Below are 25,142 nucleotides of genomic sequence, written 5' to 3'. Positions count from 1 at the left end.
CACGAACCTGAATATGAATCCGCGCGCGACGCGCAAGAAGATCGTCATCAGCGAATTCATCGATACTTGCGCAGTCGCAGCGCTCAGCGAGCACTTCGACGTGCATGCCGATGCGTCGCTCGTCGATCAACCCGTTGCGTTGAACGCGTTGCTGGCCGATGCCGACGCGCTGATCGTGCGCAATCGCACGCAGGTAAGGGCCGCGCTGCTCGATGCCGCGCCGCGTCTGAGCGTAGTGGGGCGTCTGGGCGTCGGGCTCGACAACATCGATCTGGACGCATGCGCGCAACGCAACGTATCGGTGTTCCCGGCGACGGGTGCGAATGCACGCGCGGTGGCCGAGTACGTGCTCGCCACGGCACTGATGCTGCTGCGCGGTGCATACCGTTCGAGCATGGAGGTCGCGGCGGGCAAATGGCCGCGCGCGGCGCTTTCGAATGGCCGCGAAGCGGCGGGTAGCACGCTTGCCGTCATCGGCTTCGGCGGCATCGGGCAACTCGTTGCGCAGCTCGCGCGCGCGCTGGGCATGCAGGTGCTCGCCTACGATCCGCTGCAGCCGGCCGACGCGGCGTGCTGGGCCGCGACCGGCGCACGCCGCGTGAGCATCGACGAAGCGTTGCGTGCCGCCGATGTGATCACGCTGCATGTGCCGCTCGTCGACAGCACGCGCAATCTGCTCGGCGCATCGCAACTCGCGGCGCTGAAGCGCCACGCGATCATCGTCAACACGTCGCGCGGCGGGATCGTCGATGAAGCGGCGCTTGCCTTGGCGTTGCGCGAAGGCCGCATTGGCGGCGCGGCGCTCGACGTTTTCAACGATGAGCCGCTCGCCGCCCGTTCCCCGCTGGCCGACGCACCAAACCTCATTCTCACGCCGCACATTGCGGGGCTGACCATGCAGTCGAACGAACGTGTCAGCACGCTCGTTGCGGCGCGCGTGACGGAGGCCCTGCTTGCGCAGCGTGATTCACACGTAACCGAAGGAATTTCACGATGACGCGAGTCTCAGCCGACGAACTGCTAGAACTTGCGACGCGCGCCGTCCGCAACGCGGGCGCAACGCCGGAGACCGCGACGGCCACGGCCCGCGCGTTGGTGTATGCGGACTCGTGCGGGTTGTCGTCGCACGGTGTTTCGCGTTTGCCGATGTACGTCGCGCAGTTGCGCAACGGGCGCGTCGATCCGCAGGCGAAGCCCTCCATTGTTGCGACGCGCAACGCCGCCGTGCTCGTCGATGCCGCCGATGGCATGGCGTTTCCCGCCTGCGCGCTTGCTGTCGAGACCTTGATCGGCCGTGCGCGCGAACACGGCAGCGCAGTGGCGAGCGTGACCCGCAGCCATCATTTCGGCGTCGGCGCATATCACCTGGAGGCGATCGGCGCGGCGGGCATGGTGGGCCTTGCGTTCAGCAATTCGCCGGCGGCGATGCCCGCGTGGGGCGGGCGTCATGCGCTATTCGGCACCAATCCCATTGCCGCCGTGTTTCCGCGCCGCAATGGCGACGCATTGATGGTCGACCTGTCGCTGTCGCAAGTGGCGCGCGGCAAGATCATGGTTGCGGCGCGCGAAGGCAAGCCCATCCCGTCCGGCTGGGCGACCGCCCGTGACGGTACGCCGACCACCGACGCCAGGGCGGCGCTCGACGGCATGATGCTCCCGTTCGGCGGCGCGAAAGGCGCGATGCTCGCGCTGATGGTCGAACTGCTGGCGGCGGCGCTGGCGGGCGCGAACTTCGGCTATGAAGCGGGCTCGTTCCTGACCGAGGAGGGGGCACGCTCGCGGATCGGCCATCTGTTCTGGGCCATCGATCCGGGCGCGCTGGCGGGCAATGAGATGTACGTAGAACGGGTCGAGGCGCTTGTCGCGGCGATGTTGCAGGATGCGGATGTCCGTTTGCCAGGGCAACGGCGGCATGCGTTGGCCGACGCGGCAAGCCGCGATGGAATCGAGATTCCCGATGCGTTGCTCACACAGTTGCAGACCTTGGTCGCGTGATGCGCGAATGCGCCGAAAGGAACCCGGGCACTTCACGCGGGCGCCGGGCCGCTCGTGCCACGCACGATCAGTTCGATCGGCAGACACTCGCGCTGCGGCGGCACGCCGTCCGAGAGCCAGCGCAGCAGTGCGCGCGCGACGCGTTCGCCGAGTTCGTAAGTGGGCAACAGCACGGTAGTGAGACCTGGCGTGATCTGCGAGACGATGGGCAGATTGTCGCAACCGACAATCGATAACTGCTGCGGCACGGCGATACCGGCCGATTGCGCTTCGAACAGGCAACCCAGCGCGAGCACGTCATTGCCGCAGAAAATGGCGCTTGGAGCAGGGCGCAATTGCGTCAGTAGCTTGAGCCCGGCGCGACCGCCTTCGAAGCCGAACGGCTGTTCGATGATGTTCGCATCAGGCAGACGGATCTCGTGCTGTGCAAGGGTTCGCCGGAAGCCTTCGATCCGCTGACGCGCGCGGTCGTTATGGCGCGTGAAGCCCGAGATCACGCCGAAGCGGCGATGACCGAGTTCGAGCAGATGTTCAGCGGCCAGTTGCCCGATCAACTGGTTGTCGAAGCCGATCGACGGCGGTGTATCTGCGTCGCCGCTGCCGGCTGCGCCGGGGCGCTCGGCGTGCGACCAGGTCAGCAGCAGCGCGACGTGGCTCGCGCGAATCAGTTCATAGGTTTGCGGCGCATGGTCGGTGCCGACCAGAACGATTGCGTCGACAGCACGTTCCAGCAGCGCGCGCACGACTTCGATTTCCGCGGACAGGTTGTACTCGTGCGCGGAGATCAGCAACTGATAGCCGGAATTCGACAGTGTGGTTTGCAAGCCTTGCACCGCACGCGCGAAGATCGCGTTGTCGAGCGTCGGCACGATTGCGCCGACCATTCGCGCACGGCCCAGCGCAAGCGCGCGCGCCGCGCCGTCGGGCACATATCCCAGCGTGGCGATCGCATCACGGATGCGCGCGCGCGTGTCCGCTTTCACCATGTCGGGGTTGGAGAGAGCGCGCGACACAGTTGCCGTCGAGACGCCGGCGAGTGTGGCGACATCGCTGATACGGGCGCGTGGCAAGGTATTCATTGCGGCAGATCAGACCGGTTTGGATAGGCTCAATTGATTGTAGTGCCCGATTGCAAGCGAACGACAGTACAACATCATTCGAATCGGTATAAATCCCGATGTGACCCGTGATCATAGCGTCTATATTCAAATGCAAGCGGTTACATTTCATTGCGCGGCGCGTTGCATTTCACGCCCGCTGAACAGGCAGGAGACAATGTGTTCCCCGCATTCCGTTCACCGCGCTTCCTGTGCAGCATCGGCACGCTCGCTGCAACGCTCGCCGCGTGGTACGTGCTGACGGCTCTCACAGGCATCGTCGCAGCGTCGAGATTCCCCACTCCGTTCGATACCTGGCAGGCGCTTGCCCAGGTGGTGACGGTCGGTTATGCCGACGGCCGTCTCGACCAGCACATCGTGCAGAGCGTGAAGCTCGTTCTATACGGCTTCGCGACGGCGGCGGTGACGGGTGTGCCGCTCGGCCTATGGATGGGCTACTCGGCGCGCGCGCAAGCGTTCTTCAACCCGATCTTTCTGCTGTTGCGACCCATTCCGCCGCTCGCGTGGATTCCGCTCGCGATCGTCTGGCTTGGACTCGGCGACTCCGCGAAGGTGATGGTGATCTGGTTCGCGGCGTTCGTGCCATGCGTGATCAACAGTTTCGCGGGCGTGCGCAATCTCGACGTGCCGATGCTCGAAGCCGCCGAGATGCTGGGTTTGCGGCGTTCGCGCTTCGTGCTGGAAGTGATGATTCCCGGCGCGCTGCCGATGATTTTCACAGGCTTGCGCCTGTCATTGCAGGCTTCATGGACGACGCTCGTGGCGGGCGAACTGATCGGTTCGGTCAAAGGTCTCGGGCATCTGCTGACGCAAGGCTCGCTCGACATCTATCCGGCGATGATCGTCGTTGCGATGCTGACGGTCGCGCTGTGTGGATGGTTGATGACGGTCGCGCTTGGGCAAATCGAACGGCAACTCATGCCTTGGAGAGCGAACAGATGAAACCGGGTCATCTGCGCGGTGTCGCGCATCCTGACATCGAGCCCGTCGGCGTCGATCGCGAGTCCGGCAGTGCGGCACGCACGTTGCGCCAGCGCAAGATGGTCAGCGAGCCTGGGCGTGCTGTGGCTCGACGCAACGTGCCGCTCTGGACGCTGAATGCCGCGGGGCTGATCGCATTCTTCGGCATCTGGTGGCTGGCATCGGCAGCAGAACTCGTCCCCGCGATCTTTCTACCGACGCCGCTTGCAGTCGTTCACAAGTTTGCCGATCTGCTCACGCATCCGTTTGTCGGTTACACGCTCGAAGTGCATCTGTGGTCGAGCTTGCAGCGCTATCTGATGGGCTTTTTGCTGGCCGTCGCGCTGGGCGTGCCGCTCGGTCTGATGATGGGCTGGTTCCGCTGGCTCGACTACTGCGTGACGCCGCTGTTCGAAACCGTGCGTTTCATCGCGCCGATTGCATGGGTGCCGTTTGCCGCGTTGTGGTTCGGCACGGGCATCGGTGGCCCGGTGCTGATCATTTTTGCGGGTGCGTTTCCGCCGTGCGTCGTCAATGCTTATCGCGGTGCGCAGCAGGTCGACGCCAGGCTGCTCGAAGCGGCGCGCATGCTCGGCGCGTCGAACCGGATGATCGTCTGCGAAGTGCTGCTGCCAGGCGCGTTGCCGTCGGTGATCGCAGGTGTGCGCGTCGCGGCGGGACTGGGCTGGATGTCGCTGGTCGGCGCCGAACTGATCGTCGCGTCGAGCGGCATTGGCTACATGATGGTCAAGGGACAAGCGGCAATCGACACGGCGACGGTGATGAGCGCGATGATCGCAATCGGTATGGTGGGCGCGGCAATCGACCTGCTGCTTGGACGCATCGAAGCGTACGCGATGCGCAACCGGCGCGTGGCGCGGCACTAGCACCGTGGCTTCACTCTCTCAAACGTGACGGAGCGCACGATGAGCATGATTCGTTTCAATGATGTGTCCCGCATGTTCAGGCGCGACAAGGCGAGCGTCGTCGCGCTGGAACACGTCGAACTGGAAATCGCCGACAAGGAATTCGTTGCGATCGTCGGGCCGTCGGGCTGTGGCAAGACGACGTGTCTGCGGATGGTCGCGGGTCTCGAGTTTCCGACTTCGGGCAGCGTGACGGTGGCGGGCCGCAAGGTGACACGGCCAGGACCCGATCGCGCGGTCGTCTTTCAGCAGTTCGCGCTGTTCCCATGGAAGACAGTGTGGGACAACATCGATCTCGGCTTGCGCGCGAAGGGCATGGCCGCCGACGCAAGACGCGAAACGATCGAACGCTATCTGTCGCTGATGAATCTGCGCGGCTACGAGCAGGCGTATCCGCATCAACTATCGGGCGGCATGCAGCAGCGCGTCGCGATCGCGCGCGCGTATGCGCTCGACCCCGGCGTGCTGCTGATGGACGAGCCGTTCGGCGCGCTCGATGCCCAAACCCGGGTCGTCATGCAGGAAGAACTGGTGCGGCTCACGCGCGTGAATCCGCGCACGGTGCTGTTCATCACGCACGCGGTCGAAGAGTCGGTGTATCTCGCGGATCGCGTCGTCGTGATGACGGGCCGGCCGGGGCGCGTGAAAGAAGTGATCGATGTGAAGTCCGTGCGCGAGCAGCATGGCTGGGACGCGTGCAAGCGGATCGAAGACGTGATGGATCTCGAATCGTTCGTCCGGTTGCGCACGCATATCTGGAAGTCGTTGCGCGACGAACACGGCGCTGTCGAACGTGTCGCTGCATGAAGCTGCATAAAACTGCCACCGGTTCCAACGGCTGAGTGCAATACCCCATAAAACAGGAGACCAACATGAAACGTCTGCGTGCGATCCCTTTCATTGCGTTGCTCTGCGCGGGCAGTGCGGCGTTGCCGGGCACGGTGTGGTCCGCCGATCTCACTCCGATCAGGGTCAGCTATCAGCCCGCGCTGTATTGGGCGTTGCCGTTCTATGTCGCAACCGAAAAAGGGTGGTGGGCGGAGGTCGGATTGAAGCCCGAGTTTTCGGTGTTTCCCGCCGGCGTGCCGCAGATTGCGGCGGCGGCGTCGAAATCCTGGGACGTGGGCGGCACGGGTTCCGTGCCGGCCGTGCTCGGCTACCAGCGCTTCGGCATTCAGGTGATCGGCCTGACAAACGACGAATCGCAGGGCAACGTTCTGATGGCGAGCAAGGCGCGTTATGACGCGGTGCGCCGCAATCCGGCGTCGCTGAAAGGCCAAACCATCGTGTTGACGTCCAACTCGACGGGTGATTACGCGGTACAGGCATGCCTGAAAAAGTATGGGCTGACGAAGGCTGACGTGACGCTCAAGAACATGGGCCAGGCCGAGATCATTTCGGCTGTGTCGTCGGGCAATGCTGATTACGCGGGCGTGTGGGCGCCGTATGACTACACGCTCGAAGAGAAGGCGGGCGCGCGCGTATTGTGCTCCGGTAAGGACGGCGGCGCATCGGTGCCCGGCGCGCTCGTCACGCGTGGCGAATTCGAGAAGCAGCATCCCGATGAGGTGGCAAAGTTTCTCGCCGTCTATCTGCATGCATGGGCGTGGATGAAGGCGCACCCTGACCAGGCCGTCGCGATGATGAAGAAGTTTTACCAGGAGGGCGGCGTCAACATCAGCGACGATTCCATGCGCAAGGAATTCGCTACGCGCCCGACCTTCGACCTGAAGCAGCAACTCGCCGCGATGGACCGCACGAAAGGCGCATCGCAGGCCGACGATTCGTTCACGAAGATCGCGCAGTTCATGCATGCATCGGGCGCGCTCGCGTCCGTCCCCGAAGCAAAAGACTATATCGACGACAGCGCGATGAAGCGTGTGTTGGACGACCCTAAACTCGCGGCGTTCGCAATGGACGGCAGCAAATGACGCGCGGTCGCGATCGCGCAAAAAGGCCACGGTGTGGCCTTTTAAAAGCCCCTCGCTGCAAGCGCTTGCATTATTTTTAACATCGATGAAGGAGAAGGCGATGAGCGTGACTTACCTGAAGAAAGCAGCCAAGACGCCGGAAACCGAGACCGCGACGGCGCAACAGGTCGTCGGTGAAATGCTTGCGCAGATTCAGGCGCATGGCGAAGACGCCGCGCGTGCGTATGCGAAGAAACTCGATAACTGGGACGGTCCGATCATCGTCTGCGCCGATGAGATCGAACGGCGTGCGCTCGAAGTGCCCGCGCACGTGAAGGCCGATATCGATTTCGCCGCGCAACAGGTATTCGACTTCGCGCTCGCACAGCGGCGCTCGATTGGGGATTTCTCGGTCGAACTGTATCCAGGCGTGACGGCAGGGCAAAAAGTGGTGCCCGTCAACGTGGTCGGCTGTTATGCGCCCGCTGGCAGGTACGCGCATATCGCGTCGGCATACATGGGCGTTGCGACTGCCAAGGCAGCGGGCGTGAAGACGGTGATTGCCTGTTCGAGCCCGTTTCGCGGAGGCGGCATCCATCCGTATGTGCTGTATGCGTTCAAGGCGGCAGGCGCCGATGTCGTGATGACGCTGGGAGGCGTGCAGGCGATCGCGTCGATGGCGTATGGGCTTTTTACCGGCAAGCAGGCGGACGTTGTGGTGGGGCCGGGCAACAAGTTCGTCGCGGAGGCGAAGCGCGCGCTCTTTGGCAAGGTTGGGATCGACGTCTTTGCGGGGCCGTCGGAAGTTGCGGTGATCGCCGACGCCAGTGCCGACCCGGCGATGGTCGCGAGCGATCTGGTCGGCCAGGCCGAGCATGGCCACGAGTCGCCGGCATGGTTGTTCACGACGTCGAAGGCGCTCGCCGACGAGGTCATTGAGCGGGTTCCGCAACTCATCGATGCGTTGCCGCCGACCGCACGCGATGCCGCAGGCGCCGCGTGGCGCGACTACGGCGAAGTGATCCTGTGCGACACGCGAGAGGAAGTGGTGGACGTGTCTGACCGCTATGCATCGGAACACCTCGAAGTGCAGGCTGCCGATCTGGACTGGTGGCTCGAACATCTGACGTGCTACGGCTCGCTCTTTCTCGGCGAAGAAACGACGGTCGCATTCGGCGACAAGGCGAGCGGTCCGAATCACGTTCTGCCCACCAAGGGCGCAGCGCGCTATTCAGGGGGGCTCTCGGTGCACAAGTTCGTGAAGACGCTGACGTGGCAGCGCATGACGCGCGATGCGGCGAAGCGCATTGGCGAAGTGACGGCGCGTATCTCGCGGCTCGAAGGCATGGAAGCCCACGCCCGTACCGCTGACGACCGCTTGCAGAAGTACTTTCCCGACGAAGCATTCGTGCGTGGCGAACCGGTACAGGTATGAACGCCATCGGCATGTGCAATCGGTACGACGAAGGAGGACACCGTTGAATATCGCTCGACTATTCGACCTGAATGGCAGAACCGCGCTCGTGACCGGCGGCAACTCGGGCATCGGCGAAGCGATGGCGCGCGCGCTGGGCGGGGCGGGTGCGCGCGTCGTGCTGGTGGCGCGGCGAAGTGATGCGCTCGACGAAGCGGCAATGCGGCTGCGGGACGACGGAATTGATGCGCACATGCACGCATGCGATCTGAGCGACGCGCATGCGGCGCGCGCCTGCGCGCTCGATGCAGCGGCACAGCACGGCCAGATTGACATTCTCGTCAACGCGGCGGGCGTCAATCTGCGTCAACCATTCGATGAAGTGACGCCGCAAGCGTGGCAACAGCAGCTCGCACTGCATCTTGGCGCGCCGTTCTTCATGACGCAGGCGCTCGCACCCTCGATGAAGGCGCGCGGACATGGTCGCATCATCAACATCGCGTCGCTGCAGTCATACCGTGCATTCAACGATAGCGCGCCATACGGCGCGGCGAAGGGCGGTGTCGTGCAATTGACGCGTGCTATCGCGCAGGCGTGGTCACGCTACGGCATCACGTGCAACGCGATTGGGCCGGGCTTTTTCCCCACTGCGCTGACGGCTCCCGTTTTCAACGACGCGCGCGTCGCGGACATGCACGCGCAGAACACGTGCATCGGACGCAATGGACAACTCGACGATCTGTATGGCGTCACGGTGTTTCTTGCGAGTGACGCGTCCGCGTACGTCACGGGCCAGACCATCATGGTCGACGGCGGGTACACCGCGCGGTAGGCGGTAACGCAATTGCACGACGGAGAACGCTTGTGAAAGCACTTGTCTACACGCAGCCCAATGAGGTCCAGTTGCTGGATCGGCCCGAACCGCTGGCAGCCGACGGCGAGGTGATACTCAGGATCGATGCGGTCGGTATTTGCGGCTCCGATATGCATGCATTCCACGGCCACGATCCGCGACGCAAACCCGGCCTCATTCTCGGTCATGAGTTCGCCGGCACGATCGTGGAGACGCGCGCACCGCATCTGATGAAAGGCTTGCGCGTCACGGGCAATCCGTTGATCACCTGCGGGCACTGTGAATATTGTGTGCAGGGGCGCGACAATCTGTGCGCGAACCGGACGATGGTCGGCATGACGCGTCCGGGTGCATTTGCACAATATATGTCGTTGCCTGCGGGATGCGTTGTCGAAATTCCGCAGGAGATGCCTGCAACGCACGCCGCGGTGACCGAGCCGGCTGCTACGGCGCTGCATGCGCTGAATCTGTCGATGCGCGCGCTGCAAAGACCGTTGCCGGAAACCCGCGCGCTGGTCATTGGCGGCGGGGCGATTGGATTGCTGTCGGCGTTGTTACTGAAATCGTACGGCTGCCGGTCGGTTGAAATGGCGGAGGTCAATCCGCTGCGTCGACGATCGGCGCAGCAGCATGCGCAGTGCGAGACATGGGATCCGTTGGACGCGCCGGCGCCTGAAAGCCGGTTTGAGTTCGTGATCGATGCCGTGGGCGCAAAGCCGACACGCGCGCTCGCGTTATCGTCGGTGAAGCCTGGCGGCGTCGTGATGCACATCGGCCTCCAGGACTGGGCAAGCGAAATCGATATGCGCAAGCTGACGCTCGCTGAAATCACGCTGCTGGGTACGTACACCTATACGATGGCGGATCTTCGCGCGACGGTTTCGGCGTTGCACGAAGGCGCGTTCGGTTCGCTGGATTGGCTCGACGTGCGGCCGCTCGATGCCGGAAGCCAGGCGTTCGACGATTTGCAGAACGGCAGGACGGCGTCAGGGAAAGTCGTCCTGACGCCGGGCTTCTAAATTTAGTATCCCGTTCCGCTGATTCGCGAACAAAGTCTTTGTAGCTTGGCGAGGCTGGAATCAGCGGAGGCGGTCCACGTGAATGGTACCTACGCCATGGCGCGGGTAAGCGCCCGCCGTTTTGCAAGGGTCTCGTAAAGAGCGCGTACGCCGAATCGCCAGGGCGCGATTTCGGTTGACGACTGCACGGTGTTGACAAGTGCGCCGAGCTCCGGTGTTGCAATCGTCACCTTGTCCCCGAGGTGATGCGTGAAGCCGCTGCCCGGAGCATGCCGGTCTTCAATTGGAGAGAACATCGTGCCGAGGAACAGCATGAAGCCGTCTGGATACTGGTGATGCGGCCCGGCAGTCTGGGCCACAAGTTCCTCTGGGTCACGGCTGATCTCGCGCATGTGGCTCACGCCTTCGAGAATAAATCCGTCGTCCGCGCCTTCTATCCTGAGCGACACGCTGGCCGCCCGCACCGAGTCCATGGTGAAGCGTTCATCGAACAACCGAATAAAAGGACCGATCGCGCATGAGCCGTTGTTGTCTTTCGCTTTGCCGAGCAGCAACGCACTGCGGCCCTCGATGTCGCGGAGATTGACGTCGTTGCCGAGGGTTGCGCCGACGATCGTTCCGCGGCTGTTTACCGCCAGCACAATTTCTGGCTCGGGATTGTTCCAGCGGGAGGCCGGGTGCAGCCCAACGTCCGCGCCGTAGCCGACCGCCGACATCGGTTGAGACTTGGTGAACACCTCTGCGTCCGGCCCAATGCCGACCTCCATATATTGCGACCATGCGCCGCGCCGTTCCAGTTCCCGCTTCAGACAGTCGGCAGCTGCCGTGCCGGGGCGAATCCTGGAGAGATCAGTGCCGATCAGTTGCGCGATCGTCGCCCGGACCATGTCGGCTTGAGTCGCGTCGCCGTTGGCCTGTTCTTCAATGACCCGTTCGAGCAGGCTCACGGCAAAGGTCACGCCGCATGCCTTGATGGCCTGAAGATCGCACGGCGCCAGCAATGCGCGGCCGATGTTCTCGACGGGACCGAGCGCCTCGCCCTCGACGTGATGCGCAAACTCGACGAGGTCCACGTGCTCGAACAGATCGGAGGTCGTCGGCGCCGACGCCGTGATGTCGAAGGCCTGACCGGCGCGAACAACGACGACCGACGGCCCGTCAATCGGCGCGTTTCGCCAGATGCGTCCGACCAGCAGGGCATCGGGTAGGTCAGTAGGTACAAAATGCGGAAGATCGTTCGATATCATGGACGGCCTGGCTAGCGAGAGTTGGGAACCGCGAGGGAGATACGCTTCAAGCGAGCGATACGCGTTGCGGGTCGGCCGGCCGAAGCCTGCCTGGCAGCATCACGCGACTCAGTGCTTCCGCGAAGAAGAAATCGCCGAACATCGTCGCGCCATCGACACCTTCATTGTGCGGCTTCGAATAGCAGGAATTCCTCAAAAGTCCCCGCTGCGCAGGTTCGTAGGCAAACTCGTCACGACATAGAGCTTCGAGCATCGCGAGTCCGTGTTCGCGCCAGCGAAGCGCATCAGCAGGGTCGGGATGCAGACGGCCCATCTCGATCAGCGCTGACGCCATCACCGCTGCTGCGGCAGTGTCCTTGATTTCCGCGTCCGCGCCAGTGGCGTCGAAATCCCACGGTGGCACAGGACGTCCATCGAGCCGGCGCAGATAGTACGCCGCTAGCCGCCCGGCAAGGTCTAGCCAGTTGCGCTTGCCGGTTTCACGCGCCGTGTTCACGTAGCCATAGACGGCCCACGCCTGGCCCCGGCTCCACGCCGATTCGTCGAATGCGCCTTGAAACGTGTAGCCGCGCTGGCGCGCACCGGTTGTCACGTCGTACTCCACCGCGTGATAAGTCGAATCGTCGGGGCGGATAAACGCCTTGGCGGTCATGACGGAGTGCGCTTCGGCGGCGAGGCGATAACTGCCGTCCCCGGAATGGTTCGCCGCCCAGTAAAGCAACGATAGATTAGCCATCGTGTCGATAGCCGAGGCGCTGCGTCCGCGCGGATCGTCAAGCGGACCCCAGGAAGCGAGATAGGCGCCGCTGCGCGTGGTGACAAGACGCGCGCGCAGTTTGTCCGCGGCTTCCATCGCAATGTGCGCGTACCACGAGTCGCGGGTGATTTCGTAGCCCGGGACGGCGCTGCTGTCGAAGATAAAGCCGATGTCGTGCGTGTTAGGATCCTGCGCGCGCTGCGCGACGAGACGCATGCGCTCGCGGGCCCACGAGAGGTATTTGTCGTTGCCGGTGTGCAAATACGACGTCAGCAAAAGTCCGACCCAGAACCCGCAAAACCAATTGCCGTGGCTCCACGCTGAACCGCTGTAGCCTGCGGACAGCGACGCCGGAAGCCGGACCCACTTTCCGTCGGGCGCTGTGATCTGGGGGAATTCGACGCCGAGCGTCGGCTCGTCCTCTGCAACTTTGGTCGCAATGCGATCGAGGATATCGGTGAAGAGGGCGGACCGGTCAGAGGACAGTCCTTGGTCTTGGTACGAAGCATTCACGCCTTTGTCTCCTGATGATTTTCGCGTTTCCCGAGTGACGGGGGCACGCAAATTCTAGGAGCGCGGCGGTTCCAGCGGTTAGGACGAAGCGCGGCTTATATTGGACTTTCCTACGTCGCACCCGGACGCCTATCGTCCCACTGCTTCAAATGCTCAGTTTCTCCAGGCTGCGGCGGAAGTCGATTGGCGAGCGGCCCGTGTGCTTGCGGAAACATCGGCTGAAGTAGGCCGGGTCGTCGAAGGCAAGCTGTGTTGCGATCTCCGCCACATTGACCTCCGAATGCAGCAACAGACGCTTCGCTTCCAGCATCACGCGTTCACGAATCAGCTTGGCCGCCGTGCTGCCGAGCGCCTGGCGCGTCGCATCGTTCAGCGCGCGTTCTGTGACGTTCAGCAGGCATGCGTAGCGAGCGACGTCGTGGACCGTGGTGAAATGTTTTTCCAGCAGACTTTTGAAGCGTCGCGACAACAGCACGCTACGCGACGAATTGACGTCGGTCACGGCGTCGCCGCCCAGGCGCACGGACTTGATTAGCAGAACGCGCAGATACGACCAGATGACGTCCTCGTAGCCTGCCTCTTCACCCTGATATTCCGCATCGATTCCATCCAGCACATGATGAAGGTCCTGAGCTTGTGCGTCGCTCATATAAACCGTGTTCGGAATTCGCTCGAAATCGTAGACCGGAATTTCCGTCTGCGAATGGCGGTTCTGCACCTTGAAGGCGAAAAATTCGGACGAGAAACTGATCGCGTGGCCGACTGTATCTTCGGACAACGCGAAGTCGTGGATCTGGCCCGGCGCCATGAAGAACAGCGTATTGGGCCGCACCTCGTAGCGAATCGAGTCGATGATGTGGTGACCGCTGCCCGACACGACCCAGACGATGTGATAGAACTCGTGCCGATGAGGATACGGCAACGTCGATTTCATATCTTCGAGGGGTGCGAAATGAAAGTCGATCGACTTGATTCGCGACCCATACTCATAGTTGGCGATCTTGAAGACCGGCAACTGACAACCACAACCTCTAAGCATTTAATCTGTCTCCTGCATCCAGCTCACTTGTTTGGCTCGCTTGGCCAGCTCACTCCTTGGCTAAATCAAGCGTGCTGTTTCTCCTTCGCCGGTCGGCATCGAACGTAGTGTAATTGTAATTAGCAAAGCGGCGTGACGGCTGTTGTCGAAAACCCGCAAAGGTTTGGCCTCGCCTGCCGATTGTCAGATCATTGGAAACGCAATTCCTTCAGCGCCGACAGTCCGGTCAGCACCGGCTTGCCGTCCTGATTGCGAACCATGGTGTCCATCACGAGGATGCGCTTGGCGGGTTTCTTCTCGACTACGGTCACATGGATCCTGATCGTGTCGTCGATGAAGACGGGTCCGAGAAAGCGCAACTCCTGCCCGACGTAGACGAAGCCGGGACCGGTCAACCCGGTATGGGTCGTCGACACCAATGCCGCGGTCAGCAGGCCGTGCGCCACGCGGTGGCCGAATGGCGTGCGTGCCGCGAAGTGCTGATCCATGTGTAAGGGGTTGAGGTCGCCCGACAGATGGCCGAAAGCGTTCACGTCACTTTCCGCGATGGTACGCACGAGTACCTGGCAGCGGCCAATCTGGATATCGTCAAAGCGCAGCATCTCGTGGCACTGATTCAGATGAGTGTTCATGCAGTTCTCCGCCCGGTCAGCGCCGCGCCCGCTTCGACCAGCGTATCGATTTCGTCCGGCTCGTAGCCCAGTTCGGCGAGCACCTCGCGGGTGTGTTCGCCTTGCCGCGGCGGCTGACGGGTGAGCGGTGGTGCTGCGCCGTCGTATCGAACCGGATGCGCGAGCAAACGAATCGGCCCGGCCTGCGGATGCTCGACCTCCATGATGATGCGGTTGTGCGCCACTTGCGGGTCGGCCTCGACCTGAGGGTAGTCGTTCACGGGCGCGTACCAGATGTCGTGCTCATCGAAGGTCGTCATCCAGTCGGCCGTCGTGCGCGCAGTCAGCGCGTCATAAACGATGCGGTTCAATTCGTCGCGGCGGCGCACGTTGTCCTTTGGGTGCGAAAACCCGGCCAGCACGGGCTGAGACAAGGCCGCCGCCAGCTTCTCAGTGGGCGTGAGCGAAACGGCGATCCAGCCGTCGAGAGTCCTGTAAACCCCATAGGGCGACGGATGGAACCGGCTGCCGGTCGGCGGGTTCGTGCGCGGCCAGAGTGGTCCCTTGTTCAGGTAGTAGGTGAACGGCTCGATCTGAAGATCGAGCGCCGCGTTGAGCAGGTTGCTTTCGACCAGCGTGCCTTTGCCGGTGCGTTCACGCGCCTGCAAGGCCGCGACCACGCCGAAGGCTGCCAACGCCGCCGCGTGCTGGTCGACGATCGCGGATCCGACGGGCGTGGGCGGGGAATCGGCCTCGCCGGAGAGCATCGTCATGCCACTGATGGCCTGCAGCAGCAGGTCCTGCCCTGGCCGCTTGAGATACGGTCCCGATGACCCGTAGCCGGTGCACGAACAGTACACGAGCCGCGGGTTGATCTCGCGGACATCGTCGTAACCGAAGCCCATGCGCTGCAGGACGCCTGGCCGGTAGTTTTCGATCAGGACATCGGCTTCCTTGATCAGCCGCCAGACGATCTCTCGCGCGCGCTCGTCGCGCAGATCCAGCGAGATGCTGCGCTGATTGCGGTTGCCGAGCAGAAAAAACATGCTCACACCTTCGACATACGCATCGAAGCCGGTCCAACTGCGCTCGAACGCGCCGCCCGGCGGTTCGATCTTGATCACGCCCGCGCCGACGTCGGCCAACATCTGCACGGCGGCGGGGCCCTGCAAGAAGTGAGTAAAACTTAACACCTTGATGCCTTCCAGCATGACTTGTCTCCCGACCGCGTGTCCGTATCTGTTTGACTGAGGGTTCAGGCAAGCAGGTTTCGCGAGATGATCATTCTCTGAATCTCCGAGGTGCCCTCGACGATCTCCAGCACCTTGGCGTCGCCGAATGCGCGCGACACTGGGTACTCGCTCATCACGCCGTAACCGCCATGTATCTGCAACGCCTGATGAGCCGCCTCCATCGCGCGCTCGGTGGCGAAGAGCTTGGCCATCGACGCCTGCTGATCGAAGCGAACGCCTGCATCTTTGAGCGCGGCGGCATCGTAGAGCATCAGGCGTGCGGCGTGCGCGTGGGCCGCCATGTCAGCGATCTTGAACTGCAGCGACTGGAACTCGGCGATCGGCTTGCCGAATGCGCGCCGCTCCTTCATGTACGCGATCGACCGATCCAGTGAACCCTGCAGGATGCCTAGCGCGAGCGCGCCGATCAGGATTCGGCCCGTGCTGATCTGGGCGAGCGTCTGTCGCAAGCCCGCACCGCGTTCGCCGAGCAGGTTGGCGGTCGGGATCGTGCAGCGCTCGAAGAACAACTCGTAGGTGCTCGATGCGCGCCAGCCGATCTTACGCAGTTTGCGTCCGTAGCTGAAACCGGGGGTGCCGTTGGGCACGATGAAGTTAGAAATTTCCTTGCGGCCGTCGGGGCGCGTTCCCGTTACCGCGGCGATGACGACCGGCCCGGTCACTTCCGTGCCGGAATTGCTAATGAAGGTCTTCGATCCATCGATGACGTATTGGTCGCCTTCCAGCGTCGCACGCGTCGCGATGTTGGCCGCGTCGGAGCCCGCGTTGGGCTCCGATAATCCGATCGCGCCGACCTTGCGGCCGTCGAGGATAGGGCACAAATAACGATCCTTTTGCTCATCGGTGCCATAGTTGGAAAGCAGGCTTGCGACCGTCGAATTGGCCATTAGAGAGTTGGCGATTGCGCAATCTACCCGTGCGAGTTCCTCTAACACGATTACATAGGAAAGCCATTCGCCACCGCCGCCACCCCAACTCTCCGGATAAGGCAGGCCGGCGAAGCCGAGCTCGCCGGCACGCTTCCAGATGTCGTAAGGAAAGGCTTCCGCTTCCCAAAGCTCTTCCGAGACAGGAGCGATTTCGTTTTCCGCGAAACGGCGCACGGCGTCGCGTATCGCGGTGTGTTGTTCGTTTAACCAATGCGGCATGTTCGACTCTGTGAAAAAGCGGGAGATGGGTTGAAGCAGGGGGCTGCGTTACAGCACCTTCAGATAGGTATCGCCAGATGCGACCAGCGTGCCGTCCTGGCGCGTGACGTCTGCCCTGAAAACGCACATGTTGCGATCGTCGTCCTTCTCGCGCAGCGTGAGGCGGGCGGTGACCGTGTCGCCGATAAATACCGGCGCATTGAACGTGATGTCGTATCGGTAAGAAACCGCACCGGGGCTCGGCGCCTTTTGCGCCATATAGCCCATCACGGTCGATAAGAAGCCGACCGACAGACATCCTTGCGCAATGCGCTTCTCGAAGCGCGTGGTTTTGGCGAATTCCTCGTTCAAATGCACCGCATAGAAATCGCCGACGATCCCGGCGAAGCCGTAGATATCGAATTCAGTTACGGTCTTGGCGAAATCGGCAGTGTCGCCGACCGCGTAACAATCCATGTGCGGGCGTTTGGCCATGGTGGTTCTGGAAGTGAGAGTCGGTTGCGGAGCCGGCCTGTTCTTTGTTGATTGGGGCCGGCGGGTGTGACTCAAATTTAATGAGTGCGGGTTGCTGACCGTTAGGACGGTTTGGGCGAATGCTTGGACTTTTTTGACTGTATGCACGCAGTGATTGCAGTCTTCGGCCGATCCGCAAGCGGCCGCGGATTGCCCCCGGTCAGCTATCAGTCAATACCACCAAGGGTTTTCGCCTCGTGTGCGCCGGATAAATCGCCAGGCAGTCTGGCAAACGCGTGCTATCGAAGACGCCGTAAAAAAGTACAAGAAATCGGTCGGCCGGTCCTAACGCCCGTTGCGTGCACTCACGAATACTTGGAGCGCCTGCAGACGGATCGGCCTGACGCGGCGCGAAAATTACATTCCAGTACGGAAGGAGACGAAATGAAATCATTCTTCAGCGCGCGCCGCGCATGGCGCACCATGATGGTGGGTACGCTGCTCGCAGCGGGCGTCGTTGTCGCAAGCGTTGCCCGTGCGGACGAGCCGATCGTCATGAAGCTGGGCCACACCCTCGCCCCGGACAACCACTATCAGCTGACTGCCCAAGTGTTCGCGAAGGAGGTCGCGCAGCGAACCCACGGCAAGGTCAAGATCGAGATCTTTCCGCAGTCACAGCTCGGCGGCGAAGTGCAGATGGCACAAGCGCTGCGCACCGGCACCCAGGAGCTCATGATTTCCGCACAGGCGCCGATCGGAAACACGATCAAGCAGTGGCAGATCTTCGATACGCCTTATCTCTTCAGCAGCATCGACGACGCCAACCGGCTTCTGCAAGGACCGGTCGGCCGCAAGTTCCTCGACATGATGCCGGCGGTCAACATGATCGGCTTGACGTGGCTGTCGGTGGGCGAACGCAATTTGTTCACGGCTAAAAAGCCCGTCGGCTCGCTCGATGACATGAAGGATATGAAAGTTCGAGTGATGCAGAGTCGCGGCTATATCGCGGGCTATAAGGCACTGGGCGCAAATCCGACGCCGCTGCCTTATAACCAGTTATTTCTGGCGCTTTCGCAAGGCCTGGTCGACGGCGGCGATACGTCACCGGAGCAGTTCATCCAGGACAAATTTTCCGATGTCGCGAAGCATTACTACCTGACCCACGTGAACTACCTGCCCGTGGTGCTGGCAATCAGCAAGAGCGCCTGGACGCGTCTTTCGCCTGACGAGCAGCAGGCGTTTCATGCCGCTGCCGCCGTCGCCGCGGACTATGACATGAAGGAATACAAGCACGAGTACGACGACGCGCTCGCAACGATGAAGAAGAATGGCACCCAGGTGACCGAGATAAACACGGTGCCGTGGGCCGCCGCGACCGCAAGGGCGCGCGAGGGCCTGCTCAGCGACATTCCCGATGGCCAGGCGCTTTATCAGGAAATCAAGGCGGCCGACAAGTCCGCTGTCGCTTCGAAATGAAGGGAGAGTGCCATGGAAAAGCTTGCCCGTAATCTCCTGTTTATCGATGACCTGGTCCTGAAGATCACGCTGTTCCTATGCGGTGGACTACTTCTCATGATGGTGTTCGTCGCTGGCCTCGGGGTGGTCTTCCGCTTCATCCTGCACAACTCGCTGTCGTGGTCCGACGAGCTCGCGGCTTATCTGTTCGTGTGGCTCACGTGCCTCGGTGCGGCGGCAGGAGCCAAGCTGCGGGTTCATCCGGAGGTGCGGGTACTGGCCGACCGTTGTCCGCCCGCTTTCGCGCAGACACTGACGGACCTTACCGACTGCGTAGTCCTCGCGCTCGGCGTGGTCTTCCTTATGTACGGTGGCGACATGCTGGAGCTGATGGGCACCGAAACTGCGACCTCTCTGCCGATCTCAATGGTGTACCCATATCTCTCGATTCCCGTCTGCGGCGCATTGCTGGTCTTTCATTCCGCGGTCCGAATCGCGGTTTCTCATCTCGCGCCCGGCGCGCAAACGAGGCAGTCTCTGTTGCAGGGCGTCTCCGAACATATCTGAGGTGAATCAACATGTGGGCACTCGCTCTAGGCGCCGGGTTCCTCGGCTTGGGTGTACCGGTGGCCATTTGCATCGGCATTGCGGCGACGATTGCATTGACGCTGAATGGAACCCCGCTGCTGGTGATTCCGCAGCAGCTGTTTTCGAACCTGAATAACGTCGGCCTGCTGGCCATCCCGTTCTTCATGTTGACAGGCGCAATCATGGATGCGGGCGGCGTCTCGCGCCGGATCATCGACTTTTCGCAGGCGCTTGTCGGCTTCATGCGCGGCGGCATCGGACAGGTGACGATCGTTGCGAGTATGTTCTTCGCCGACCTCTCCGGTTCGGCGACTGCGGATACCGCAGCGATCGGCTCGGTCATGATCCCCGGGATGGTCAAGCAGGGATATTCACGCGCGTTCGCAGTCGCGCTGCAGTCGGCAGCGGGCTCACTCGGATTGCTGTCGCCCGTGTCGATGAGCATGCTGGTGTACGCCTACACCGCCAACGTTTCGGTCGGAACGATGTTCGTCGCGGGGATAGTGCCGATGCTGCTGGTGGTCGTTTCCTTCATGCTCGTGAACTACCTGACTGCCGTGCGCCAGAACTATACGGCGGTCGAAGCGTTTTCCGCCAGGCGGCTGTGGACGACTTTCAGACAGGCGATCTGGGCATTGCTGACGCCCGTGATCATTCTGGGCGGGATCCTTGGCGGCGTCTTCACGCCGGTAGAAGCAGGCGTCGTCGCGGCGTTCTATGTGACGCTGGTGAGCGCCTTCATCTTCAAGTCGCTCAAGCTGTCGCAGTTCGGGGAAATACTCACGCGCACGGCCATCAATACCACGCGGGTATCGTTTCTTCTCGGGCTCGCGTTCGTGCTCGGCCGTTATCTGATTGAGGCGCAAATTCCGTTACACGTCGCCAACAGCTTCCTGGCCGTGACGACCAGCGCGTTCGTGTTGCTGATCCTGATCAATCTCTTTCTTCTGGTAGCCCATACCGTACTCGAAACGATCTCGAGTATTGCGGTGGTGATCCCTGTGTTCCTGCCGCTCGTCGTGCAAATGCATATCGACCCGGTGGTGTTCGGCGTCATCGTACTGGTCAACTCAGCCATCGGCATCAACCTGCCGCCGATCGGTTTTTGCCTCTTTACGGCTGCGTCCATCGGCGGCGTGTCCGTCGAAAAAGCGACTCGGGCGATCCTGCCGTTCATCTTCGCGCTGGCGGTCGACCTGCTGCTGATCATCGTCTTCCCGCATATCCCACGCTTCCTGCCGAACTTGCTGGCAATCAAATAACACGAGAACGGAGGCTCATCATGAACACGACTCACGTCGAGCGAAGCGGCGCGGCGCCGGTCCCGCTGGCCGCATTCGAGGACCTGAAGTACCTGAAGCTCGAACAACCACTTCGCTTCGTCTGGTTAATCACGTTGAATCATCACGACAAGCGCAATGCGCTGTGTGTGCCGCTGCTGGTGGAACTGGCGCGCGTGCTCGCGGCAGCCGAAGTCAGCGACGAAGTCAGGGCTGTCGTGCTCACCGGCGGCGAGGGTTTCTTCAGCGCCGGTGCGGATATTGCCGACATGGCGGCACGCGGGGTCGCAGCGTATGCGGACCCGGTGCGCCTCGCGAGCTGGAAGGCGATTGAAACCTTTCCGAAGCCGCTGATCGCCGCGGTCAACGGCTTCGCCATCGGTGGTGGCCACGAGCTGGTGATGCTGGCCGATATCGTCGTCGCGGCGGACGACGCGACCTTCTCGCAGCGAGAGATCGTCATCGGCGCCCTTCCGGGCGATGGCGCGACCCAGCGCCTGCCGCGGGTGCTCGGCAAGACACTGGCGATGAAACTCGTGCTTACCGGCGAGCCGCTGACGGCAGCCGAGGCCGAGCGCCACGGACTTGTGACCGAGGTCGTCGCGCCGGCACGCAGCATCGCACGCGCCGTCGAGATCGCGTCGCTGATCGCCGCCCGCGCGCCGCTCGCGGTTCGACTGGCCAAGCGCGCCGTGCTCGATTCGTTCGAGACCAACCTTCAACAAGGCCTGCAGTGCGAGCATCAGGCGAATCTCGACGTGTTCAAGACCGAGGATCGCGCCGAAGGCCACCGCGCATTCGTCGAAAAGCGGCCGCCGCGCTTCAAGGGTCGCTGACCATTGGTGCCTCGCGCATGCGCCTCTCGACGCGATCGGCAACGCTTTCCTTTAGTTCTGACCGGCATCGATGCAGATATCCACGCCGCGGTCTTCCGAATGTTCAGGGCGAACGCGGAGTGCAGTAGAACCCTGGTCCATCTCACCCGACAGCCGGACTCACGACGTAACGGAGATTATATGAACGGGCTGAATGGTATCCGCATTCTCAGCTTCAATCATTTTCTGATGGGGCCTTTGGGCGTGCAGCACCTCGCCGATTGCGGGGCCGACGTCATATCGGTCGAACCCGTCGACGGCGCATTTCAGCGCAAGTGGGGCGGCGCGAACCGCGCCATCGATGGGCAGACGATGCTGCTTTTGATGGGTAATCGCAATAAGCGCAGTCTGGCTTTGAATCTCAAGGACCCGCGGGCGATCGATATCGTCATGAGCTTGCTGCCTCAAGTCGACGTGGTCGCCGAGAATTACCGCCCCGGTGTGATGGAACAGCTGGGATTGGGTTACGAGGCACTCAAGGCAGTCAAGCCGGACATCATCTATGCGTCCGGCTCGGGATTCGGTCCGGATGGACCCTATGCCGGCCGGCCGGGGCAGGACCTGATCATTCAGGCCATGTCGGGTATCGCGACAATCACCGGAAGCCGGGAGGACGGTCCACGCGCGGTGGGCGTGTCTGTCGTGGATCATCACGGCGCTGCGCTGTATGCGAACGGTATCCTGACGGCACTGCTCAACCGCGAGCGTACGGGCGAGGGCTGCCGGGTCGACGTAAGCTTGCTGGCGGCTGCGCTCGATCTGCAACAGGAGTCTCTCACGTGTTTCCTGAACGGCGACGGCCATGACGACGTGCGACAGGCGGGGCGTGTATCAGGTTGGTACTTCCCCGCACCGTACGGCATATATGCCACTGCGGACGGTTTCATCGCACTGTCGCTGAGTCCTCTCGACATCATCTATCAGATCCTCGAGATCCCGGAAAAGAAACGGATTCCCGCGAAGCGCGCATTCGACGAGCAGCAGGAAATCTCCGACCGGCTTGCGCGCCGGCTTGCGCAGGACACGACGGCACACTGGTTGCCACTATTCGAACGGCATCATGTCTGGCACACGCGCGTCAACGACTATGCGCAGGTGGTCGCCGATCCGCAGGTGCGCCACTTGAAGAGCTTCGAGACAGTCGAGGGTGCAACCGGCACCCCAGTGACGCTCGTCAATCACCCGGTGCGCTACGACGGCAGCGCGCCAGCTATCCGTATGCCGCCGCCACGGTTGGGCGCGCACACGATCGACATCTTGTCAGGGGTGGGAATGAACCGGCCGATGATCGACTCGCTGCTGGCGGACGGCGTAATCGGCGTTGCCGAGGACGCCGAGGCCGTTGCGGCGGCCGCGGCAAAAGGCGGAGTCGCGTGAAGCGGGGTTGAAGCCATCCATGCGGCGAGCGTGCCGTACGCGTCGATGAAAACAGGGGAAGCAGGCATGAGTGACAGGTGCAGGGAAGTCAGTACGGATGTGCTGGTCGTTGGCAGCGGCGGCGCTGCGCTGCGGGCCGCGCTCGAGGCGGATTCCAGCGGCGCTGACGTGCTGGTTGTGATCAAAGGGGAATTTCGCAAAAGCGGCGCGACGTTTCATAGCGTAGCTGAAGTAGGCGCCTTCAATGTGCCGGACGGAGCAGGGGATCACAGCGATAATCCTGATGTTTTTCTCGCCGATATCCTGCACGCCGCTCAAGGCATGGCGGACCCGCGCTTGAGCGCGATTCTCGCGAACGAAGCGCATGAGTCTCTGCGCTACCTCGAACGATACGGCGTAAAGTTTGAGCGCGAGGACGACCACTACCTGGTTTTTCGCGCATGCTTTTCTTCCAAACCGCGCTCGCATGTGATTCATGAGCACTTCAAACCAATCGTGAAATCGCTGGGGACCGAAGCGTCCCGGCGCGGCATCAAGGTCATGGACCGGTTGATGATCGTCGACCTGCTGTCGCAGGACGGCGAATGTCTCGGCGCATACGCGATCGATTCGGATGGAAACCCGATGCTGATCCGTGCCAAGTCGACGATTCTTACCACTGGGGGTGCAAGTCAGCTGTTCGCCCAAAACCTGTATCCATCGGACATTACCGGCGACGGCTATGCAATGGCTTATCGCGCGGGCGCGCGACTGGTCAACATGGAGTTCATGCAGGCCGGTGTGAGCGTGCTGACGCCTTTCGTCAACCTGTTCGGCAACTACCTGTGGGACGCGCACCCGAATCTCACCGACCGCGATGGCAGGGCGTTCGTCCCTGACTATCTGCCGACGGGGCTGGCTCAGGAAGACGTCATTCGGCAAAAAGAGCGGCACTTTCCGTTCAGCTCGAGCGACATCTCACGCTACGTCGAAATTTCGATTCAGAAGGCACTCAACGATGGCCGCGGCACGGCTGAAGGAGGCGTGTTTCTCGACTTCGCCGGATGCGATCTCGAATCGATACTGGCCGACAAGAGCCGCAGCATTGCAAGGATGTGGCCGCTAACCTGCCAATGGTATAAGGAGCACGGCGTTGACCTTTATCGGGACCGAGTGCAGATCACCTGTTCCGCGCATGCGATCAACGGCGGTTTATATATAGACGAAAACGCACAGTCCAATCTGAAGGGTCTGTTCGCTGCGGGTGAGGTGGCAGCGGGTCCACATGGCGCAGACCGTCTCGGCGGCAATATGGCCCTGACGTGCCAGGTCTTCGGCCGCCGGGCGGGCCTCGCCGCGGCCGAACGCGCGAAAAAGATGACGCACCGCGCGATGACCGGGGCCTTGGACGACAACCGCACGGTCGCCACGCAATTCCGCCGAAATGGCAGGCACACGCTGGACGAACTGAAAGCACGGATTCAGCAGTGTGCAAACCGGTATTTGCTGATCGTGCGCGAGGAAGCCGGGCTTCGGACCTTCAGGCGTGTCTGCAGGGAGACGCGAAACCAGTTGTTTCACGACACGGTGATCGGCACGCCGGCTGAGCTCATGCGGGGCATCGAATTGGCGAACTTGATCCAGGTCGGTGAATTGATGGCTTCGGCGTCGCTTGTCAGGCGCGAGAGCCGGGGTGGTCATTACCGCGAAGACTTTCCCGAGCGCAACGCGGACTTCGCCTGCAACATATTCCTCGAGCGCAACGTGCCTGAAGGTCTGTGGTTAGGGCGGCTGGCGGATCTGTCGTCGTGAGTCGGTAGCGAGCTAATCACCTTGCGCGGTTCGATCAGGGGGTCTGAACTGGTCGAGCGTTTCGACGCCGCCCGAGGTCAACCGCACGATACGTTCCGTGCGCAAACCGCCGACGTTCGGCACCGTGATGGTCGCCTTCATGGTAAAGACCATGTTTTCCTGCAGCACGGTCCTGTTGCCCGGCCCGATCCACGGCGCTTCTTCTTCCGGGTCTATGCCGGTGCCGTGACCGGTGCCAGGGCCGCGCGCTTCGCTCGGATTCGCCGGACCGTAGGTGAAACCGCGTCCGTCATCGGCCACGTACCCACGATAACGCGCACCGATGTCGGTCATGATCCGGCGACGGGGTTGCTGAGCCTGGTGTGCGCGTTTTTCCTCGCCGAGACTTTCAAACGGGATCTGTCCGCGGAGCCGGAAGATGAAGCGGCCACCGCGCTGGGTGCGCATGCGTGCTCGCATTCGCCGCGTCCTTTGTCGCGCTGAGCGCTGGTGTTCTCCATCGCATTGCTCCGTCGTTACGATGGCTACACCTTCGCACCGCGTACGTGCGTTCAAGACCG

24 protein-coding genes are annotated in these 25,142 nt (G+C 62.1%); 15 read left to right on the top strand and 9 right to left on the bottom strand.

The genetic code is table 11. From position 1 onward, the window contains the following. Positions 1 to 13: 13 nt before the first annotated feature. Both HWY30_RS05645 and HWY30_RS05640 read left to right on the top strand, forming a co-directional pair. The gene (locus HWY30_RS05645; protein ID WP_090804991.1) at positions 14 to 997 is read left to right on the top strand and encodes a hydroxyacid dehydrogenase; all 984 of its coding nucleotides are present in this window, start codon (positions 14 to 16) and stop codon (positions 995 to 997) included. Continuing rightward, positions 994 to 1,995: an Ldh family oxidoreductase gene (locus HWY30_RS05640; protein ID WP_090804989.1), complete on the top strand. Its 1,002-nt coding sequence runs from the start codon at positions 994 to 996 to the stop codon at positions 1,993 to 1,995. The genes HWY30_RS05645 and HWY30_RS05640 overlap by 4 nt, the downstream gene beginning before the upstream one ends. Positions 1,996 to 2,027: 32 nt before the next feature. On the opposite strand, the gene HWY30_RS05635 is transcribed toward HWY30_RS05640, so the two are convergent. After that, positions 2,028 to 3,074 (bottom strand): LacI family DNA-binding transcriptional regulator, encoded by a 1,047-nt coding sequence (locus HWY30_RS05635; protein ID WP_090804987.1) that lies wholly within the window; start codon positions 3,072 to 3,074, stop codon positions 2,028 to 2,030. A 198-nt stretch (positions 3,075 to 3,272) separates the two neighbouring features. On the opposite strand from HWY30_RS05635, the gene HWY30_RS05630 reads away from it, so the two are divergent. From HWY30_RS05630 to HWY30_RS05600, 7 genes are all read left to right on the top strand, one after another. Beyond that, a complete protein-coding gene (locus HWY30_RS05630) occupies positions 3,273 to 4,055 on the top strand; it encodes an ABC transporter permease (protein ID WP_090805782.1) in 783 nt (260 codons plus the stop codon). Further along, a complete protein-coding gene (locus HWY30_RS05625) occupies positions 4,052 to 4,960 on the top strand; it encodes an ABC transporter permease (protein WP_090804985.1) in 909 nt (302 codons plus the stop codon). The genes HWY30_RS05630 and HWY30_RS05625 overlap by 4 nt, the downstream gene beginning before the upstream one ends. 39 nt (positions 4,961 to 4,999) lie before the next feature. Further along, entirely contained in the window at positions 5,000 to 5,806 is an 807-nt protein-coding gene (locus HWY30_RS05620; RefSeq protein WP_018422900.1) for an ABC transporter ATP-binding protein, read from the top strand. A 65-nt stretch (positions 5,807 to 5,871) separates the two neighbouring features. Continuing rightward, a complete protein-coding gene (locus HWY30_RS05615) occupies positions 5,872 to 6,930 on the top strand; it encodes an ABC transporter substrate-binding protein (protein ID WP_090804983.1) in 1,059 nt (352 codons plus the stop codon). Positions 6,931 to 7,030: 100 nt separating this feature from the next. Next, positions 7,031 to 8,344 carry a sulfopropanediol 3-dehydrogenase gene (hpsN, locus tag HWY30_RS05610; protein WP_090805781.1) on the top strand — a complete coding sequence of 438 codons (1,314 nt, stop codon included), beginning with the start codon at positions 7,031 to 7,033 and terminating at the stop codon, positions 8,342 to 8,344. A 43-nt stretch (positions 8,345 to 8,387) separates the two neighbouring features. Beyond that, a complete protein-coding gene (locus HWY30_RS05605; RefSeq protein ID WP_090804981.1) occupies positions 8,388 to 9,155 on the top strand; it encodes an SDR family NAD(P)-dependent oxidoreductase in 768 nt (255 codons plus the stop codon). A gap of 32 nt (positions 9,156 to 9,187) precedes the next feature. Continuing rightward, positions 9,188 to 10,195 (top strand): galactitol-1-phosphate 5-dehydrogenase, encoded by a 1,008-nt coding sequence (locus tag HWY30_RS05600; RefSeq protein WP_090804979.1) that lies wholly within the window; start codon positions 9,188 to 9,190, stop codon positions 10,193 to 10,195. An 89-nt stretch (positions 10,196 to 10,284) separates the two neighbouring features. Here the strand turns inward: HWY30_RS05600 and HWY30_RS05595 are convergent, their stop codons facing one another. From HWY30_RS05595 to HWY30_RS05565, 7 genes are all read right to left on the bottom strand, one after another. Then, positions 10,285 to 11,442: a fumarylacetoacetate hydrolase family protein gene (locus HWY30_RS05595; protein ID WP_090804977.1), complete on the bottom strand. Its 1,158-nt coding sequence runs from the start codon at positions 11,440 to 11,442 to the stop codon at positions 10,285 to 10,287. Positions 11,443 to 11,488: 46 nt separating this feature from the next. Then, positions 11,489 to 12,712, bottom strand: coding sequence for a glycoside hydrolase family protein (locus HWY30_RS05590; RefSeq protein WP_090804975.1), 1,224 nt, complete (start codon positions 12,710 to 12,712; stop codon positions 11,489 to 11,491). Positions 12,713 to 12,857: 145 nt separating this feature from the next. Continuing rightward, positions 12,858 to 13,751 (bottom strand): helix-turn-helix domain-containing protein, encoded by an 894-nt coding sequence (locus HWY30_RS05585; protein ID WP_090804973.1) that lies wholly within the window; start codon positions 13,749 to 13,751, stop codon positions 12,858 to 12,860. 188 nt (positions 13,752 to 13,939) lie between these two features. Then, on the bottom strand, positions 13,940 to 14,383 hold the full coding sequence (locus tag HWY30_RS05580) for a MaoC family dehydratase (RefSeq protein WP_018424295.1): 444 nt from the start codon (positions 14,381 to 14,383) through the stop codon (positions 13,940 to 13,942). After that, positions 14,380 to 15,573 carry a CaiB/BaiF CoA transferase family protein gene (locus tag HWY30_RS05575; RefSeq protein ID WP_090804970.1) on the bottom strand — a complete coding sequence of 398 codons (1,194 nt, stop codon included), beginning with the start codon at positions 15,571 to 15,573 and terminating at the stop codon, positions 14,380 to 14,382. The genes HWY30_RS05580 and HWY30_RS05575 overlap by 4 nt, the downstream gene beginning before the upstream one ends. Before the next feature lie 44 nt (positions 15,574 to 15,617). Continuing rightward, the gene (locus HWY30_RS05570; protein WP_090804968.1) at positions 15,618 to 16,763 is read right to left on the bottom strand and encodes an acyl-CoA dehydrogenase family protein; all 1,146 of its coding nucleotides are present in this window, start codon (positions 16,761 to 16,763) and stop codon (positions 15,618 to 15,620) included. A 48-nt stretch (positions 16,764 to 16,811) separates the two neighbouring features. Beyond that, the gene (locus tag HWY30_RS05565; protein WP_244144791.1) at positions 16,812 to 17,384 is read right to left on the bottom strand and encodes a MaoC family dehydratase; all 573 of its coding nucleotides are present in this window, start codon (positions 17,382 to 17,384) and stop codon (positions 16,812 to 16,814) included. 207 nt (positions 17,385 to 17,591) lie between these two features. Between HWY30_RS05565 and HWY30_RS05560 the strand changes: the two genes are divergently transcribed. The 6 genes from HWY30_RS05560 (at position 17,592) to HWY30_RS05535 (ending at position 24,582) form a co-directional block, all read left to right on the top strand. Further along, positions 17,592 to 18,692, top strand: a complete 1,101-nt coding sequence (locus tag HWY30_RS05560) for a TRAP transporter substrate-binding protein (RefSeq protein WP_244144790.1) — start codon at positions 17,592 to 17,594, stop codon at positions 18,690 to 18,692. Positions 18,693 to 18,704: 12 nt separating this feature from the next. Beyond that, positions 18,705 to 19,238, top strand: a complete 534-nt coding sequence (locus HWY30_RS05555) for a TRAP transporter small permease (RefSeq protein WP_090804963.1) — start codon at positions 18,705 to 18,707, stop codon at positions 19,236 to 19,238. An 11-nt stretch (positions 19,239 to 19,249) separates the two neighbouring features. Continuing rightward, on the top strand, positions 19,250 to 20,521 hold the full coding sequence (locus HWY30_RS05550) for a TRAP transporter large permease (RefSeq protein WP_090804962.1): 1,272 nt from the start codon (positions 19,250 to 19,252) through the stop codon (positions 20,519 to 20,521). Positions 20,522 to 20,541: 20 nt separating this feature from the next. Continuing rightward, positions 20,542 to 21,375, top strand: coding sequence for an enoyl-CoA hydratase-related protein (locus HWY30_RS05545; protein ID WP_090804960.1), 834 nt, complete (start codon positions 20,542 to 20,544; stop codon positions 21,373 to 21,375). Positions 21,376 to 21,555: 180 nt separating this feature from the next. Further along, entirely contained in the window at positions 21,556 to 22,791 is a 1,236-nt protein-coding gene (locus HWY30_RS05540; RefSeq protein WP_090804958.1) for a CaiB/BaiF CoA transferase family protein, read from the top strand. A 45-nt stretch (positions 22,792 to 22,836) separates the two neighbouring features. After that, positions 22,837 to 24,582, top strand: coding sequence for an FAD-binding protein (locus HWY30_RS05535; RefSeq protein ID WP_244144788.1), 1,746 nt, complete (start codon positions 22,837 to 22,839; stop codon positions 24,580 to 24,582). A 12-nt stretch (positions 24,583 to 24,594) separates the two neighbouring features. On the opposite strand, the gene HWY30_RS05530 is transcribed toward HWY30_RS05535, so the two are convergent. Continuing rightward, the gene (locus HWY30_RS05530; protein WP_244144787.1) at positions 24,595 to 25,029 is read right to left on the bottom strand and encodes a M24 family metallopeptidase; all 435 of its coding nucleotides are present in this window, start codon (positions 25,027 to 25,029) and stop codon (positions 24,595 to 24,597) included. Between the last annotated feature and the right edge of the window lie 113 nt (positions 25,030 to 25,142).

Origin of the sequence: Paraburkholderia tuberum STM678, from assembly GCF_902833905.1 — a bacterium.
Taxonomy (GTDB): Bacteria; Pseudomonadota; Gammaproteobacteria; order Burkholderiales; family Burkholderiaceae; genus Paraburkholderia; species Paraburkholderia tuberum.
This window is presented reverse-complemented; position numbering and strand designations above follow the sequence as displayed.